Here is a 15,479-nt window from a genome sequence, read left to right on the forward strand (position 1 = left end):
TTGACGAAGAAGAGAGCCATCGATGACCCTCGAAGCCATCCTCGCCTACCTGCACATCCTGGCCATCCTCACGATGGTCGTGTTCGTCTCCAGCGAAGCCGCGCTGTGCCGCGTGCAGTGGCTCAACGCCGCCGTGGTCGAGCGCCTGGCCACGGTGGACCGGGTCTACGGCATCGCGGCGGTCGCGGTGCTGGCCACCGGCATCGCCCGCACGCTGCTGGGTGTCAAGGGCACGGCCTGGTACTGGACCCACCCGCTGCTGCACGTGAAGCTCACCTTGTTCATCGTGGTCGGCCTCGTCTCGATCTTCCCCACGCTGACCTACCTGCGCTGGCGCAAGACGCTGCGCGCGACCGGTGCCTTGCCGGCCGCCGCCGAGGTCGCGAAGACGCGCAAGCTGGTGATGGTGCAGGCGCACCTGATCGCGGTGATCCCGCTGTTCGCCGTCTTCCTGGCGCGCGGCTTCGGCAAGTAGCACCCGCCATGACAAAGGCCCGCACGCGGCGGGCCTTCGGTCAGCGGCTGTCCGCGCCTCGCGGTGTCAGCCCTTGGCGGCGTCCGCTTCGCACTTCTTGACGAAGCTGTTCTTGGCGGCGCCGGCCAGGGGCTTGCCGTTCTTGTCGATGGCCTTGGCGGCGCAGGCGGGTGCCGAGGCGGCCTTGGCGTCCTTCTCACACTTCTTCACAAAACTGGTCTTGGCGGCGCCGGCCAGGGCCTTGCCGTTCTTGTCGACGGCCTTGGCGTCGCAGGTGGCGCCGGCGGCCGCGGTGGCGGCGGGCGCGGCTGCCGGTGCGGCGGCCTTGTCCTGCGCATAGGCGCTGAAGGAGAGGCAGGCGCCCAGCGCGATGGTGGAGGCGACCAGGGAAAGGAGCTTTTTCATGATGGGATGTGTCCTTGCAAGGTTGGTTGTGACCCGTGCCCCACCCTGGGGCGAGCCATCCTAACGGGCCACGGCAACGATCGGATGACGATCGTCAACGGGGCTCGGGTTTGCCCCCGGTAAAATCCGGCGATGCTATTGGTCAAACAGGAGCTGCTCGCGGCGCTCGCGAACACGCTCGAATCCTTTTCCCCCGGTGCCGGTGCCAAGGCGATCTTCGAATCGCCCAAGGTCGCGGCGCACGGCGATTTCGCCAGCACGGCGGCGATGCAGCTCGCCAAGCCCCTGGGGCGCAAGCCGCGCGAGCTGGCCGAGGAACTCAGCGCCGCGCTGCGCGCCACGCCGGCCTTCGGCCAGTGGGTCGATGCGGTCGAGATCGCCGGCCCGGGCTTCCTCAACATCCGGCTCAAGACGGCCGCCAAGCAGCAGATCGTGCGCGAGGTGCTGGCCGCTGGCGAGGCCTTCGGCCGCCAGCCGGCGCGCGGCGAGCGCGTGCTGGTCGAGTTCGTCTCGGCCAACCCGACCGGCCCGCTGCACGTCGGCCACGGCCGCCAGGCGGCGCTGGGCGACGCGATCTGCAGCCTGCTGAGCACCCAGGGCCAGGACGTCTACCGCGAGTTCTATTACAACGACGCCGGCGTCCAGATCCAGACGCTGGCCCACAGCACCCAGCTGCGGCTGCAGGGCTTCAAGCCGGGCGACGCCGAATGGCCGAGCGGCGAGAAGGCCGCGGCCTACAACGGCGACTACATCGCCGACATCGCCGAAGACTTCAAGGCGAAGAAGACCGTCAGCGCCGACGACCGTGCCTACACGGCCAGCGGAGACGTCGAGGACATCGATTCGATCCGCCAGTTCGCGGTGGCCTACCTGCGGCGCGAGCAGGACCTGGACCTCCAGGCCTTCCAGGTCAAGTTCGACAACTACTACCTCGAGTCCAGCCTCTACACCAGCGGCCGCGTGGCCGCCACGGTGCAGAAGCTGATCGACGCCGGCAAGACCTACGAGCAGGACGGCGCGCTGTGGCTCCGGTCGACCGAGTACGGCGACGACAAGGACCGCGTCATGCGCAAGCAGGACGGCACGTACACCTACTTCGTGCCCGACGTGGCCTATCACATCGCCAAGTGGGAGCGCGGCTTCCACAAGGTCGTGAACATCCAGGGCACCGACCACCACGGCACGATCGCGCGGGTGCGCGCGGGCCTGCAGGCGGCCGGCGTCGGCATCCCGGCCGGCTACCCCGACTACGTGCTGCACACCATGGTGCGCGTGGTCAAGGGCGGCGAAGAGGTCAAGATCAGCAAGCGCGCCGGCAGCTACGTCACGCTGCGCGACCTGATCGAATGGACCAGCACCGACGCGGTGCGCTTCTTCCTGCTCTCGCGCAAGCCCGACACCGAATACACCTTCGACATCGACCTCGCGGTGGCGAAGAACAACGACAACCCGGTCTACTACGTGCAGTACGCGCATGCGCGCATCTGCTCGGTGCTGGCGGCCTGGGGCGGCGACGTGGCCGCGCTGCAGGGCGTCGACCTGTCGGCGCTCGAGAGCCCGGCCGCGCAGGCGCTGATGCTGCTCTTGGCCAAGTACCCGGCCATGCTGACGGCCGCGGCGGCCGACTTCGCGCCGCACGACGTGACCTTCTACCTGCGTGAGCTGGCGGCCAGCTACCACAGCTACTACGACGCCGAACGCATCCTGGTCGACGACGAGGCGGTCAAGAAGGCCCGGCTGGCGCTGGTCGCCGCCACCGCGCAGGTGCTGCACAATGGCCTCGCGGTGCTCGGCGTCAGTGCGCCGCGCAAGATGTGAACCCTTCCTCACCCATGAAAACAAGACAACGCGGCAACACGGCCATCGGCCTGATCATCGGCATCGTGCTGGGGCTCGGCGTCGCGCTCGGCATCGCGGTCTACGTGACCAAGGTGCCGATCCCCTTCATGACCAAGACCCAGCGCGGCGGCGCCGAGCAGGACGAGGCCGAGGCGCGCAAGAACCGCGACTGGAACCCGAACGCACCGCTGTCGGGCAAGCCCTCGGCACGGCCGGCCACGCCGCCCGAAACCTCGCAGCCGGCCTCGGCCGGGCCGCTCAATCCGCCCTCGACCGGCCCGGTGCCGGTGGTGGTGCCGCCCGATGCCTCCGGCACGGCGCAGCCGGCCAAGCCGCGCACCGTGTCGCCGGCCGAAGTCGCCAAGCCCTCGACCTCGGCCGATCCGCTGGGCGACCTGGCGCGCGCGCGTGCCGGTGCCGTCGGCCCGGTCGGCACCGTCGGCGACGGACCCGATCCCTTCGTCTACTTCGTGCAGGCCGGCGCCTTCCGCACCACCGAGGACGCCGAGGCCCAGCGGGCGAAGATGTCGCTGATGGGCGTGGAAGCCCGGATCACCGAGCGCGAGCAGGCCGGACGCACGGTATTCCGTGTGCGTGCCGGGCCTTTCAACAAGAAGGAAGATGCCGACCGGCTCAAGTCGCGCCTCGACGGTGGCGGCTTCGAATCCAATCTGGTGCGCGTTCAACGATAGGCGCAGGGCCTCGGCCCGATGCGATGTCGCGCGGCCCTCGATTTCTTCGGTGCGGGAACTCCGCACCGGCCTCGCGGCTCTGTCAGCCGCACTGGAGAACCTTTGATGATGAAACGCCGTGACTTTTCGCTGACCGCCGCCTCGGTGGCGCTGCTTCCCTTCGCCGCCACCGGCGTGCAGGCCCAGGGCCGCGCACCCAAGGCCGGCACCGACTACATCGTGCTGGGCAAGCGGGCGCCGGTCGACACGCCCGCGGGCAAGGTCGAAGTGGTCGAATTCTTCTCTTACAACTGCCCGCATTGCGCCGCCTTCGAGCCGCGCCTGGAGACCTGGGTCAAGCAGCTGCCGGCCGACGTGGTGTTCCGCCGCATCCCGGTGCCTTTCGTGGGCAACGACACCGAACCCAAGCAGCGCCTCTACTACGCGCTCGAAGCCATGGGCAAGGTCGACGAGTTCCAGATGAAGCTGTTCCAGGCCATCCACCAGCAGCGCCAGCCGCTGTTCGGCGACGCCGCGATCGTGGCCTGGTTCGAGAAGCAGCCCGGCTTCGACGCGAAGAAGTTCGCCGACCTGTACAAGTCCTTCTCGGTGGCCGGCAAGGCCAAGCGCGCGACCCAGCTCACGGCCGACTACCAGGTCGCGGGCGTGCCCGCACTGGGCGTGGCCGGCCGCTGGTACATCGACGGCGATACGGCCGGCTCGCTGGACCGTGCGCTGGAAGTCACCAACGCGCTGATCGCCGAAGCGCGCAAGTCCTGAAGCGCCGCGGTTTGTGCGGCTCCGCCCGGAACCAGCCCGCTTCGGCGGGCTTTTTCGTCTGCGCAACCGATGCGGCGCCCCGTGCCGCATACAATGATCGAGCAAGTTTCGTGCCTCTATGACCTCGCGCCCCACCTCCCCACTCCTCTCCCTCCTGCGCGCCGGCGCTGCCGTGCTGATGCTGGCCTGCGCCGCTTTTCCGGCCCTGGCCGAGAAGGCCGACCGGACCAAGCCGATGAACATCGAGGCCGACGCGATGCGCTATGACGACCTCCAGCAGACCAGCGTGTTCACCGGCAACGTGGTGGTGACCAAGGGCACCATCCTGATCCGCGGCGCGCGCATCGACGTGCGCCAGGACCCCGAGGGCTACCAGTACGGCGTGGTCACGGCGGCCCCGGGCAAGCTGGCCTATTACAAGCAGAAGCGCGACACGGCCGACGACGAGTGGACCGAAGGCGAGGGCGAGGTCATCGAATACGACAGCCGGGCCGACAACGTGAAGTTCATCCGCCGCGCGGTGATGCGTCGCCTGATCGGCGCCACGCCCAACGACGAGAGCAGCGGCGAACTGATCGTCTACGACCAGGGCAAGGACACCTTCACCGTCAACGGCGCGAGCGCGGCGCCGGGCGCCAGCGTGACCGCCGGCGCGCCGGGCAGCCGGGTCCGCACCATCCTCACGCCCCGGGCCGCGGCCTCCGGCGCCGCCAAATCGTCGGCCACGCCGGCCCCCGCACCCGCCACCCCGACGCCCGCGCCGGGCCGTGGCCTGCGACCGAGCACCACGCTCGACGGAGGACCGCGCCCGTGACCGACGGCAGCGTCAACACCGGGCGGATGTCGATCGACGGGACCGGCGCGGCCGATCCGTCGGTCAGCCGGCTGCAGGTGCGCGGCCTGCAGAAGCGCTACGGCAGCCGCCAGGTCGTCAAGGACGTGTCGCTGGACGTGCAGAAGGGCGAAGTGGTGGGCCTGCTGGGCCCCAACGGCGCCGGCAAGACCACCTCCTTCTACATGATCGTCGGGCTGGTGCGCGCCGATGCAGGCGAGATCAGCATCGACGGCGAACCGATCGCCCACATGCCGATCCATCGCCGCGCGCGCATGGGCCTGTCGTACCTGCCGCAGGAAGCCTCGATCTTCCGCAAGCTCACGGTGCAGGAGAACGTGCGGGCCGTGCTCGAGCTGCAGCGCGAACCCGACGCCAAGGGCAAGCAGGCGCCGCTGTCGAGTGCGCGTGTCGAGCAGCGGCTCAACGAACTGCTGGCGGAACTGCGGGTCGACCACCTGCGTGACTCGCCCGCGCTGGCGCTGTCGGGCGGTGAACGCCGCCGCGTCGAGATCGCCCGCGCACTGGCCACGCAGCCGCGCTTCATCCTGCTCGACGAGCCCTTCGCCGGCATCGACCCGATCGCGGTGATCGAGATCCAGCGCATCGTGAGCTTCCTCAAGGGCCGCGGCATCGGCGTGCTCATCACCGATCACAACGTGCGCGAGACCCTGGGCATCTGCGATCACGCGTTCATCATCAGCGACGGGCATGTGCTGGCACAAGGCACGCCTTCGGAGATCGTCGACAACGCCGAGGTACGCCGCGTGTACCTGGGCGAGCATTTCCGGATGTGACCGTGCGGCGAGGTCAAGGATGAACGTGGCCGTCATCCACGCGGAACTTCTTCGCGGGGGCCGCCGCGCACGGCCGCCCGAAGCGGCCGGCCCGCCCCCGGTAGGGGGTTGGCGTAGCGCGAAGCGCGCAGCCTGGGGGGGAGCCATTTTTCCATGAAGCAGGGCCTTTCGCTGCGTGTCTCGCAGCATCTCGCGCTCACGCCCCAGCTCCAGCAGTCGATCCGGCTGCTGCAGCTGTCCACGCTCGAGCTGAGCCAGGAAGTCGAGCAGATGCTCGACGAGAACCCCTTCCTGGAACGCACGGCCGAAGAGGCGCCGCGCGAGGAGTTCGGCGTCGACGTCGCCGATGCACCGCCGCCGCGCGACGACGACTTCACGACCGGCCCGTCGGCCACGTCCAGCACCGACAGCAGCAGCGCCGCCGCCGAGGCCGATGCGCCGCCCGTCGACGCGACCGAGGCCGCTCCTGACTGGGAAGGCGACGGCACCGTCGAGATGGCGCCCGACGACAGCGAGTGGGGCGGCGACGCCCCGGCCAGCAGCAACAACCTCGGCCCCAACGACGGCAGCGAGCGCGCCGATGCGACCGAGCTGGCGCGCAGCCAGGAGTCGCTGCAGTCCTTCCTGCACCGCCAGGCGCTGAGCCTGCGCCTCAACGAGAGCGATCGCGCCGCCCTGCGTTTCCTGATCGAGTCGCTCAACGACGACGGTTACCTCGAGGATTCGCTGCCTGCGCTGGCCTCCGGCCTGGCGGGCGACGACAACGACGAATTCGACGGCCTGGTGCACCACTTCCAGGTGGCGCTGGGCCTGCTGCAGAGCCTGGAGCCGGTCGGCGTGGGCGCGCGCGACCTGGGCGAATGCCTGGCGATCCAGCTGCGCGCGCTGGCCGAGCCCGGCGAGTCCGAAGACAGCGCGCAGGTGCGCAAGACCGCCATCGCGATCTGCAAGCAGCCGATGGAGCTGCTGGCGCGGCGCGACTTCAAGCGCCTGGCCACGCTCACGCGCAGCAACGAGGAAGAGGTGCGCAGCGCGCTGCAGCTGATCGCCACGCTGGAGCCCAAGCCGGGCCGTCGTTTCGTCGACGTCGAGCGCAACATCGTGGTGCCCGACGTGATCGTGACCCGCACCGGACAGGGCACGAACGTCAAGTTCCGCGTGATGCTCAACCCCGAGGTGATGCCGCGCCTTCGCGTGCACGACATCTATGCCGGCGCGCTCAAGTCGCACAAGGGCGAGGGCAGCCAGGCGCTGTCGCAGCGACTGCAGGAGGCGCGCTGGTTCATCAAGAACATCCAGCAGCGCTTCGACACCATCCTGCGCGTGAGCAGCGCCATCGTCGAGCGCCAGAAGAGCTACTTCGTGCACGGCGAGCTGGCCATGCGCCCGCTGGTGCTGCGCGAGATCGCCGACGAACTGGGCCTGCACGAATCGACCATCAGCCGCGTGACCACCGCCAAGTACATGGCCACGCCCTACGGCACGGTCGAGCTCAAGTACTTCTTCGGCTCGGCGCTGGGCACCGAGGCCGGCGGCAACGCCTCGAGCACCGCGGTGCGGGCGCTGATCAAGCAGTTCGTGAGTTCCGAGAACATCAAGAAGCCGCTGTCCGACAGCCAGATCTCCGAGATGCTCAAGGAGCAGGGCATCGAGTGCGCGCGCCGCACCGTGGCCAAGTACCGCGAGGCGCTGCGCATCGCGCCGGCCAGCCTGCGCAAGGCGCTCTGAGCCGGAAGCGGCACGCGCCGCGCCAGCGGCGACAATCGGCGGGCCTCCTTCCGTCTGCCCGAACCCCATGAACCAGCTCCATCTCTTCCTGCCCTGCGCCGCCGGCGTCGAGGACTTTCTTGCCCAGGAGGTGCACGGCCTGACCGGTCTCGCGGGCGACGACCTGATGGCCTCGCGCGGCGGCGTGTTCGTGCGCGGCTCCTGGCGCGACGCGATGAAGCTCAACCTCTACAGCCGGCTCGCGCAGCGGGTGCTGATCGAGCTCGCGCATGCGCCCTACCGCAGCGAGAACGACCTCTACGCCATCGCCAGCGGCGTGGCCTGGGAGATCTGGTTCACGCCCCGGCAGACCTTCAAGATCGAGACCACGGCCCAGCACAGCCCGCTGACCAGCCTGAACTTCGCGACGCTGCGCATCAAGGACGCGATCGCCGACCGCTTCCGCGCCAAGGCCCACGGCGTGCGCCCCAGCATCGAAACCCAGCATCCCGACGTGCGTGTGTTCGCGCACCTCACCACCGACAGCTGCACGCTCTACATCGACACCTCGGGCGAGCCGCTGTTCAAGCGCGGCTGGCGCCAGGACACGGGCGATGCCCCGCTCAAGGAGACGCTGGCCGCCGCCATGCTGGCCGCCAGCGGCTGGTGGAACCCGGAGACCGGCGCGGTGTCGGCCGCGCCGCTGTACGACCCCTGCTGCGGCAGCGGCACCATCGCCATCGAGGCGGCGCAGATCGGCCTGGGCATCCCGGCCGGCGCGCTGCGGCGCTTCGGCTTCGAGAAGCTGCTGCCCTTCCAGCCGCACGTCTGGGAATCGATCCAGAACGAGGCCGCCGACCAGCCCGCGACCGCCGCACCGCCTATCTTCGGCAGCGACGTGTCGCACCGGATGGTCGATTTCGCCGAGCGCAACGCCGAGCGCGCGGGCGTGGCCGGGGCGATCCAGTTCCGCGGCGGTGACGCCCTGCAGCGCATGCCGCCCGAAGGCACGCCGCAGGGTGGTGTGATCGTGCTCAACCCGCCCTACGGCGAGCGCATCGAGGTCGGCGGCGTGGCCCGCCTGGGTGCGCGCGAGCAGGCCGCGACCGAGGACGGCGGCGAATTCTTCAGCCAGCTCGCGAGCCACTGGAAGAAGAACTACGCCGGCTGGACCGCCTGGATGCTCACGCCCGACCTGCAGCTGCCCAAGCGCATGCGGCTCAAGGAGTCGCGCCGGGTGCCGATGTGGAACGGGCCCATCGAATGCCGGCTGTTCCGCTTCGACATGGTGGCCGGTTCGGCCCGCGCGCCGCGCCCCTGAGGCCCCCGCCCGCGCCTTTAGCGCTTGGGGACTATGCCGTTGGGGATAGATCCCGCTTGTCGTGCGTCGCAATCGACGTTATCTTTGGTTTTCAAGAGTTCGCTCGAGCCAGAGGTTGCGCCATGAAAATGCTGATCGCCGACGATCACTGGCTCGTCATCGAGGCGGTCAAGGCCAAGCTGTCCGAAATCGAACCCGGCATCGTCTTCGTCCAGGCGCTGAGCGTCGACGAACTGCTGGCCGGGGTGTCCGACGACGTCGACCTGGCGGTGGTCGACCTCCACATGCCCGGCGCGCAGGGCCAGTCGCACATCGACGAACTGCGCCGCCGCCATCCCGCCATCCCGGTGATCGTGCTGTCGGGCACCGAAGACCCGAACGTGATGCGCTGCGCGCTCGAGTGCGGCGTGCGGGGCTTCATTCCCAAGGCCTATCCGCCGCAGGTGATGATCTCGGCGGTGCGGCTGGTGCTGGCCGGCGGGGTGTACGTGCCGCCGATGATGCTGTCGGCGGTGCCGGCCGGCCTGCCCGGCGCAGCCGCTGCGGCCGCTGCCGCCGCGGTGCGCGGCCCCAACCCCGTGCAGACGCTCGACCTGCTGCGCAACGTGCTGACCGACCGCCAGGTCGAGGTGCTGCAGCTGCTGTCGCAGGGCAAGCCCAACAAGCTGATCGGCCGCAGCCTGGGCATCAGCGAGGGCACGGTGAAGATCCACCTCGCGGCGATCTTCCGCGCGCTCAACGTGCGCAACCGCACCGAGGCCGTGTTGGCGGCGCAGACGCTGACCGAGGCCTGAGCGCGTCGCGCGCTCAGGAGGCGTCGGGCTCGGCGTCGACCACCAGCGCCGGCGTGACCCGGCGGATGCGCTCTTCCTCGTAGTAGCCGCCATGCTCGGCGTAGCGCAGGAAGACCGAGCGGCACTGCTGGCAGCGCCACACGGTGCAGCGGTTGTAGGGGAAGAACTTCGGCGCGATGGGCGCGTCGGCCGACCAGTAGCGCGTCGGGCCCGGGTGGTATTCGGCCAGCGTGGCCTCCATCGGATCGCTGGTGTAGAGCGCGCCCACTTCCTCCAGCCGGTCGCGGTCGAAGCTCGAGGGCACGGCCTCCCAGCCGAGGCTGGGCAGCGTGGCGCAGGCGGGGCACGGGGCCGCATCGGCCTGCAGGGCCAGCGACGTCAGCCACGCGGCCTGGGAGGAGGGGAGGTCTGCGTTCATTTCAATCTCTTGCGCGCGACGGAGGCGCCGATCGCGTCGATCGTAGCGGTCATTCGAGCGGGTTCGAATGGAAGGCCGGCAGCACGAACTCGGCGATCTCCTCCATCGTCTCGTCCAGAGGCCGGCGGTTGCGCCGCAGGTGCAGGCCCACATGCTGCACGCCCGCCGCATGCAGATCGCTGAGCTCGCGCAGCAACGCGTGGCGGCCCATGCGGCCGCCGAAGGCATAACGCTCCAGCGGTGCATCCGCATCGTCGCAGAGGTCCAGGTGGATGAAGCTCGCATAGGGCTTGCCTTCGCCGGCCACCGCGCGCCATTGCGCCGAGCGCCGCGCATGGTCCTCGGGCGTGCCGGGGTAGGCCAGGCAGCCGTCCATGTGGGCGCCGATCCAGTCGGGCGTCTGCTGCGCCAGGCCGGCCACCAGCAGGGGCAGCGGCCGGGCGGTGCGCGGCAGCAGCGTGATGCCCTCGGGCAGGCTCGCGGCCCCGCCGTCGCGCAGCATCGCGACCTGGGTGCGGAAGCGCTCGCCGCGCGAGGCGAAGTCGCGCCCGAAGATCGGGTATTCCACCGGCCGGTCGCCGCTGGCCACGCCCAGCAGCAGGCGGCCGCCGCTGAGCCGGTCGACCGTGGCGGCCGACTTCAGCGTCAGCACCGGCTCGCGCAGCGGCAGCACGACGGCCGCGGTGCCGAGCAGGATGCGCTCGGTCACGCCCGCGAGGTAGCCCAGGTAGCTGAACACCTCGAACACCTGCGCGGCGTCGCCGAAGGCCGGGTCGTACAGCGGCACGTCGCGCGCCCACAGCGCGCGAAAGCCCAGGCGGTCGGCCAGCTTCACCAGGTGCGTGTGCTGCGCCAGGTCGGGCACGCCGAAGGGCCGGCCCGCGACGCGCCGGGCCGTGTCGCCCTTGGGCGACCAGTCGTTGTCCAGCGGCAGTTCGAGGCCGATGCTCGGGCCGTGGCCCGGCGTGGCGATCAGGGCCGCGAGGGCGGAAGGCATGTCGATGTCGGAGGTCATGGAGGGGGTCGCAAGCGTCTGGGATGGCGCCCAGTGTCCGGCTTTGTTCCTTGCGGAAAAACACCGGGATGCGCACAAGGCTCTTGCCTGTGAGGCAAGAGTGACCGGCGCGTTCGCGCGCGACCGCGTCCTCCTAGACGGGGGAGGGCATGCGCGGTGTGGCGGCGTCGCGCAGGCACTGCACGAACAGCTGTGCGCTGCGGCTGAGCGCCGCGCCCTTGCGCGTGACCACGATGCCGGCGACGGTGGGCATCCGGTCCTGCAGCGGCAGCGCCACGATGCCCTGCGCGTTGAGCGTGCCGCGCACCATGGGCTCGGCCAGCACCGACAGCGTGTCGGTCTGCGCGAGCAGGCCCAGCGCCACGGTGAAGGACTGGCAGCGCACCGCCTGGGCGGGCACCGGCAGGCCGTGCTGCGAGAACAGCTGGCGCAGCACGTCGCCGTTCTCCTCGGCATAGCCGGGCGCGAGCCAGTGGGCGTCCACGAGCTTCTTGAGCCGGCGGGTGCGTGCCAGCGGATGGCCCTTGCGCGCGCACACCGCCACCGGGGTGGAGAACAGGTGCGTGACCTCGAACTCCTCGCTCACCATGCCGGGCAGCACGTGAGTGGCGACGAAGTCGACGCTGCCGTCGCGCAGCTGCGCCAGCGCCATCGGCATCACGCCCTCGGAGAAATGCACCTGCGAGCGCGGCATGGCCTGGCGGAAGGCCTCGAAGGCCGCGGGCAGCACCGACAGCGCGATGGCCGAGCTGAGCGCGATCGACAGGCTCTCCGAGGTCCCGTGGCGGATCGCGTCCATCTCCTCGTGGGTGCGCCGCATCTCCTCGATCAGCAGCGAGGCGCGGCGGCGGAAGGCATGGCCGTAGTCGGTCAGCACCACGCCGTTGGCATGGCGCTCGAACAGGCAGACGTCGAGCTGGCGCTCGAGCTCGCGCATGGCCTTGGAGACGGCCGGCTGCGACACGTTGAGGCGCCGCGCGGCGGCCCGCAGGGCCTGGGTTTCGGCGACCGCGAGGAAGGCGCGAAGCTGGTTGAAGGTCATGGGCCGGCCCGCGTTTCGCGGGTGAAGAAAGGTGCAATCTTCAGGTTATCACGAGCCCTTTTGTGTTGTCTTTCTCTTTGCGGCCAATGTGCCTAAGCTCTGGCCCCGGCCCCGAGAGGCCGTCATGCCAGACAAAAACATTCGCTGCGGCGAGGAGACCGATGACCACCACCACTGCCGACGACGCCCTCCGGGCGCCGACCTTCCATGCCCCGCCGAGCCGCCGCAAGGTGCTGGTCGCCACGACCATCGGCAACGCGCTCGAGTTCTTCGACTTCACGGTCTACAGCTTCTTCGCGATCCTGATCGGCAAGCTCTTCTTCCCGATGGCGACCGCGCAGGGCCAGTTGCTGCTGTCGGTGGCGACCTTCGGCGTGGGCTTCGTCTCGCGCCCGCTGGGCGGCATCGTGATCGGCCAGTACGCCGACCGCCGCGGCCGCAAGGCCGCGATGGTGCTGACCATCATGCTGATGGCGCTGGGCTGCGCGCTGATCGCGGTGGCCCCCACCTATGCGCAGATCGGCATCGCCGCGCCCGTGCTGATCGTGGTCGCGCGGCTGCTGCAGGGCTTCTCCGCGGGCGGCGAGGTGGGCGTGTCCGTCACCATGCTGGTGGAGAGCAGCACGAACCGCAACCGCGGCTACTTCGCGAGCTGGCAGTTCGCCAGCCAGGGCCTGGGCATCATGGTCGGCGCGGGCGTCGCGGCCGCGCTGTCGCACTGGCTGTCGCCGGCCGCGCTCGAGAGCTGGGGCTGGCGCGTGCCCTTCGCGCTGGGCGTGCTGATCGCGCCCGTGGGCATGTACATCCGCAAGCAGCTGCACGAGACGCTGCAGGTGAAGGAGGCGAGCACCGGTGGGGCATCGCGCACGGCCGTGCGCGCCGAGCTGCCGAACCCGCTGCGCGTGCTGCTGCGTTCCTACAAGTGGAAGACGCTGCTGGGCATCCTGCTGATCATGGGCGGCACCGTGTCCTCGTACATCATCCTGCTGTACATGCCGACCTACGCGATCCGCGAGCTGGGCCTGCCTTCCGATGCGGCCCTGCTGGCGAGCGTGCTGTCGGCGGGCATCACCTTCGTGGTCGCGCCCTTCGTCGGCAAGCTGGCCGACCGCTACGGGCGCAAGCCGCTGGTGCTCACGGGGCGCATCGCCTCGCTGCTCGCGATCTATCCCTGCTTCATGTGGCTCAACGCCGCGCCCAGCGTGGCGAACCTGCTGGGCATCGTGGGCTTCCTCAGCGTGCTGCTCACGCTGCATGCGGTGCCCACCATCACCATGATCCCCGAGATGATCCCCAACGCCGTGCGCGCCACCGGCATGTCGGTCACCTACAGCATCGGCGTGGCCCTGTTCGGCGGCTTCGCGCAGCTGATCGCCGTGTGGCTGATCGGCGTCACCGGCAGCAAGCTCGCGCCGGCCTGGTACGTCATCGTCTCGCTGCTGCTGTCGACCTGGCCGCTGCTGTTCATGCCCGACCGCACCGGCGTCGGCATCGACGACCAACCCTCTCCCTGACCACGACAAAGGAAAACCCATGCCCACCACCACCGAATGTTTCGGCAGCACCTACGACGACGCGCGCGCCAAGTTCCGCGCGGGCGTGCGCGCCGCCGGCGCCGAGCTCGAGACCCATGTGCTCGAAGGCCACCTGGGCGCGCAGGGCGAAGCGCTGTCGATGGACGCCACCGTGCTCGGCCCGGCCGATGCGACGCGCCTGATCGTGATGACTTCCGGCACGCACGGCCCCGAAGGCTTCTGCGGCTCGGGCAGCCAGGTCGCGCTGCTGCACGACACCGAACTGCACGGCCGGCTTGCGGCCGAGGGCATCGCGCTGCTGCTGGTGCATGCGGTCAACCCCTACGGCTTCTCGCACCTGCGGCGCGTCAACGAGGACAACATCGACCTCAACCGCAACTGCGTGGACTTCGCGCGCCCGCGCCCGGCCAATCCGGGCTACGCCGAACTGCACGACCTGCTGCTGCCCGCCGAATGGCCGCCCACCGCGGCCAACCGCCAGGCGCTGGCCGATTTCATCCAGGAACGCGGCGAGCAGGCCTACCAGTTCGCGGTCACGCTGGGCCAGTACGACCATCCCGAGGGCATGTTCTACGGCGGCGCCGAACGGGCCTGGAGCCTGCGCACGCTGCAGCAGATCCTGCAGACGCACGGCCGCGGCAAGCGCAGCGTGGTCTGGCTCGACATCCACACCGGCCTGGGCCCGCGCGGCCATGCGGAGAAGATCCACACCGGCGCTGTGGCCGAGCTGCCCTTCGCGCGCCGCTGCTGGGGCGCCGACGTGTTCTCGCTCAGCGAGGCCACCTCGAAGTCCGCGCCGGTCAGCGGACCGATCAGCCTGCTGCTGGCGCAAGCCTGCCCCGGCGCCGAGCAGGCCAGCGTGGCACTGGAGTACGGCACCGTGCCCGTGCTGCCGGTGCTCGACGCGGTGCGCGGCGACCACTGGCTGAACCGCCGCCAGGGCGATGCGTCGGCCGAGCAGGTCGTCGCCGTCAAGGCGGCGATGCGCGAGGCCTTCTACGGCGATGCCGACGACTGGCGCGGCATGGTGCTGGGGCAGGCCCGGACCGCGGTGCTGCAGGCCCTGTGCGGCATGCGCCACTGAGCCGGCGACGCGCTGATCGAAAATGCGGCTCCACGCGCAACGTCTTTTGGCGTTGCGCCGCTTCACGTCCTGAACTCGATCGGCCCGCTTTGAACGCTCCACGCCTGAACCTCTCGGATTTCGATGCCGCCATCGTCGACCTCGACGGCACGATGGTCGACACCCTCGGCGATTTCGTCGCCGCGCTCAACGCGATGCTGGTCGACCTCGGCCTGCCGGCCGTCCACGCGCAGGCGGTCGAGAAGATGGTCGGCAAGGGTTCCGAGCACCTCGTGCAGTCGGTGCTGGCGCATGTGGGCGCGGAGGCGGCGCGCTACGAAGACGCCTTTGCCCGCTACCAGCACCACTACATCGCGATCAACGGCCAGCACTCGGCGCTCTACGCGGGCGTGATCGACGGCCTGCAGGCGCTGCGCGCACGCGGCCTGCGGCTGGCCTGCCTGACCAACAAGCCCCAGGCCTTCGCCGTGCCGCTGCTCGCGGCCAAGGGGCTGGACGGCTTCTTCGAGCAGGTGTTCGGCGGCGATGCCTTCGCGCGCAAGAAGCCCGACCCGCTGCCGCTGCTCAAGACCTGCGAGGCGCTGGGCACCGTGCCCGCGCGCACGCTGATGGTCGGCGACTCGAGCAACGATGCGCGCGCGGCACGCGCCGCGGGCTGCCCGGTGGTGCTGGTGAGCTACGGCTACAACCACGGCGAGCCGGTGCGCGGCGTGGACGCCGACGGCTTCGTCGATTCGCTGGCCGAGCTCGCGGCCACCTGAGCC

16 protein-coding genes are annotated in these 15,479 nt (G+C 70.0%); 12 read left to right on the forward strand and 4 right to left on the reverse strand.

The genetic code is table 11. The annotated features are described in order from the left end of the window. Positions 1-22 precede the first annotated feature (22 nt). Positions 23-475 (forward strand): DUF2214 family protein, encoded by a 453-nt coding sequence (locus A9977_RS07755; RefSeq protein ID WP_183024307.1) that lies wholly within the window; start codon positions 23-25, stop codon positions 473-475. A gap of 66 nt (positions 476-541) precedes the next feature. On the opposite strand, the gene A9977_RS07760 is transcribed toward A9977_RS07755, so the two are convergent. Further along, positions 542-880 (reverse strand): hypothetical protein, encoded by a 339-nt coding sequence (locus A9977_RS07760; protein ID WP_183024308.1) that lies wholly within the window; start codon positions 878-880, stop codon positions 542-544. Positions 881-1,012: 132 nt separating this feature from the next. On the opposite strand from A9977_RS07760, the gene argS reads away from it, so the two are divergent. From argS to A9977_RS07800, 8 genes are all read left to right on the forward strand, one after another. Then, complete coding sequence (argS, locus tag A9977_RS07765; RefSeq protein WP_183024309.1) at positions 1,013-2,698, forward strand: arginine--tRNA ligase; 1,686 nt, start codon at positions 1,013-1,015, stop codon at positions 2,696-2,698. Positions 2,699-2,712: 14 nt separating this feature from the next. After that, positions 2,713-3,411 carry an SPOR domain-containing protein gene (locus tag A9977_RS07770; protein WP_183024310.1) on the forward strand — a complete coding sequence of 233 codons (699 nt, stop codon included), beginning with the start codon at positions 2,713-2,715 and terminating at the stop codon, positions 3,409-3,411. Positions 3,412-3,519: 108 nt separating this feature from the next. Then, positions 3,520-4,170, forward strand: a complete 651-nt coding sequence (locus A9977_RS07775; protein WP_183024461.1) for a thiol:disulfide interchange protein DsbA/DsbL — start codon at positions 3,520-3,522, stop codon at positions 4,168-4,170. A gap of 118 nt (positions 4,171-4,288) precedes the next feature. Continuing rightward, a complete protein-coding gene (gene lptA, locus A9977_RS07780) occupies positions 4,289-4,984 on the forward strand; it encodes a lipopolysaccharide transport periplasmic protein LptA (RefSeq protein WP_183024311.1) in 696 nt (231 codons plus the stop codon). A gap of 26 nt (positions 4,985-5,010) precedes the next feature. Then, entirely contained in the window at positions 5,011-5,799 is a 789-nt protein-coding gene (gene lptB / locus A9977_RS07785; RefSeq protein ID WP_183024462.1) for an LPS export ABC transporter ATP-binding protein, read from the forward strand. 153 nt (positions 5,800-5,952) lie between these two features. After that, positions 5,953-7,527, forward strand: a complete 1,575-nt coding sequence (locus A9977_RS07790; RefSeq protein WP_183024312.1) for an RNA polymerase factor sigma-54 — start codon at positions 5,953-5,955, stop codon at positions 7,525-7,527. A gap of 67 nt (positions 7,528-7,594) precedes the next feature. Then, on the forward strand, positions 7,595-8,827 hold the full coding sequence (locus A9977_RS07795; RefSeq protein ID WP_183024313.1) for a class I SAM-dependent RNA methyltransferase: 1,233 nt from the start codon (positions 7,595-7,597) through the stop codon (positions 8,825-8,827). Positions 8,828-8,949: 122 nt separating this feature from the next. Next, positions 8,950-9,621, forward strand: a complete 672-nt coding sequence (locus tag A9977_RS07800; RefSeq protein ID WP_183024314.1) for a response regulator transcription factor — start codon at positions 8,950-8,952, stop codon at positions 9,619-9,621. Between the two features lie 13 nt (positions 9,622-9,634). Here A9977_RS07800 and A9977_RS07805 read toward each other — a convergent pair whose 3' ends face one another. From A9977_RS07805 to A9977_RS07815, 3 genes are all read right to left on the reverse strand, one after another. Beyond that, positions 9,635-10,039 carry a hypothetical protein gene (locus A9977_RS07805; RefSeq protein ID WP_183024315.1) on the reverse strand — a complete coding sequence of 135 codons (405 nt, stop codon included), beginning with the start codon at positions 10,037-10,039 and terminating at the stop codon, positions 9,635-9,637. 49 nt (positions 10,040-10,088) lie between these two features. After that, entirely contained in the window at positions 10,089-11,036 is a 948-nt protein-coding gene (locus tag A9977_RS07810) for a TIGR03571 family LLM class oxidoreductase (protein WP_183024316.1), read from the reverse strand. 151 nt (positions 11,037-11,187) lie between these two features. Then, positions 11,188-12,096: a LysR substrate-binding domain-containing protein gene (locus A9977_RS07815; RefSeq protein ID WP_183024317.1), complete on the reverse strand. Its 909-nt coding sequence runs from the start codon at positions 12,094-12,096 to the stop codon at positions 11,188-11,190. 161 nt (positions 12,097-12,257) lie between these two features. On the opposite strand from A9977_RS07815, the gene A9977_RS07820 reads away from it, so the two are divergent. The 3 genes from A9977_RS07820 (at position 12,258) to A9977_RS07830 (ending at position 15,476) form a co-directional block, all read left to right on the forward strand. Next, positions 12,258-13,610 carry an MFS transporter gene (locus A9977_RS07820; RefSeq protein ID WP_183024318.1) on the forward strand — a complete coding sequence of 451 codons (1,353 nt, stop codon included), beginning with the start codon at positions 12,258-12,260 and terminating at the stop codon, positions 13,608-13,610. Positions 13,611-13,629: 19 nt separating this feature from the next. After that, entirely contained in the window at positions 13,630-14,715 is a 1,086-nt protein-coding gene (locus A9977_RS07825) for a M14 family metallopeptidase (RefSeq protein WP_183024319.1), read from the forward strand. Positions 14,716-14,804: 89 nt separating this feature from the next. Further along, on the forward strand, positions 14,805-15,476 hold the full coding sequence (locus A9977_RS07830) for a phosphoglycolate phosphatase (RefSeq protein ID WP_183024320.1): 672 nt from the start codon (positions 14,805-14,807) through the stop codon (positions 15,474-15,476). Positions 15,477-15,479 lie beyond the last annotated feature (3 nt).

This window comes from Variovorax sp. UMC13, from assembly GCF_014170375.1.
GTDB lineage: Bacteria > Pseudomonadota > Gammaproteobacteria > Burkholderiales > Burkholderiaceae_C > Variovorax.

Excerpts from the sequence above, each read along its gene's own strand:
- A9977_RS07825 (WP_183024319.1), top strand. The coding sequence starts at position 13,630 with ATGCCCACCACCACCGAATGTTTCGGCAGCACCTACGACGACGCGCGC.
- A9977_RS07755 (WP_183024307.1), top strand. The coding sequence starts at position 23 with ATGACCCTCGAAGCCATCCTCGCCTACCTGCACATCCTGGCCATCCTC.
- A9977_RS07810 (WP_183024316.1), bottom strand. The coding sequence starts at position 11,036 with ATGCCTTCCGCCCTCGCGGCCCTGATCGCCACGCCGGGCCACGGCCCG.
- A9977_RS07795 (WP_183024313.1), top strand. The coding sequence starts at position 7,595 with ATGAACCAGCTCCATCTCTTCCTGCCCTGCGCCGCCGGCGTCGAGGAC.
- A9977_RS07770 (WP_183024310.1), top strand. The coding sequence starts at position 2,713 with ATGAAAACAAGACAACGCGGCAACACGGCCATCGGCCTGATCATCGGC.
- A9977_RS07760 (WP_183024308.1), bottom strand. The coding sequence starts at position 880 with ATGAAAAAGCTCCTTTCCCTGGTCGCCTCCACCATCGCGCTGGGCGCC.
- A9977_RS07790 (WP_183024312.1), top strand. The coding sequence starts at position 5,953 with ATGAAGCAGGGCCTTTCGCTGCGTGTCTCGCAGCATCTCGCGCTCACG.
- lptA (WP_183024311.1), top strand. The coding sequence starts at position 4,289 with ATGACCTCGCGCCCCACCTCCCCACTCCTCTCCCTCCTGCGCGCCGGC.
- A9977_RS07820 (WP_183024318.1), top strand. The coding sequence starts at position 12,258 with ATGACCACCACCACTGCCGACGACGCCCTCCGGGCGCCGACCTTCCAT.
- A9977_RS07805 (WP_183024315.1), bottom strand. The coding sequence starts at position 10,039 with ATGAACGCAGACCTCCCCTCCTCCCAGGCCGCGTGGCTGACGTCGCTG.
- A9977_RS07815 (WP_183024317.1), bottom strand. The coding sequence starts at position 12,096 with ATGACCTTCAACCAGCTTCGCGCCTTCCTCGCGGTCGCCGAAACCCAG.
- A9977_RS07775 (WP_183024461.1), top strand. The coding sequence starts at position 3,520 with ATGAAACGCCGTGACTTTTCGCTGACCGCCGCCTCGGTGGCGCTGCTT.
- lptB (WP_183024462.1), top strand. The coding sequence starts at position 5,011 with ATGTCGATCGACGGGACCGGCGCGGCCGATCCGTCGGTCAGCCGGCTG.
- A9977_RS07800 (WP_183024314.1), top strand. The coding sequence starts at position 8,950 with ATGAAAATGCTGATCGCCGACGATCACTGGCTCGTCATCGAGGCGGTC.
- argS (WP_183024309.1), top strand. The coding sequence starts at position 1,013 with ATGCTATTGGTCAAACAGGAGCTGCTCGCGGCGCTCGCGAACACGCTC.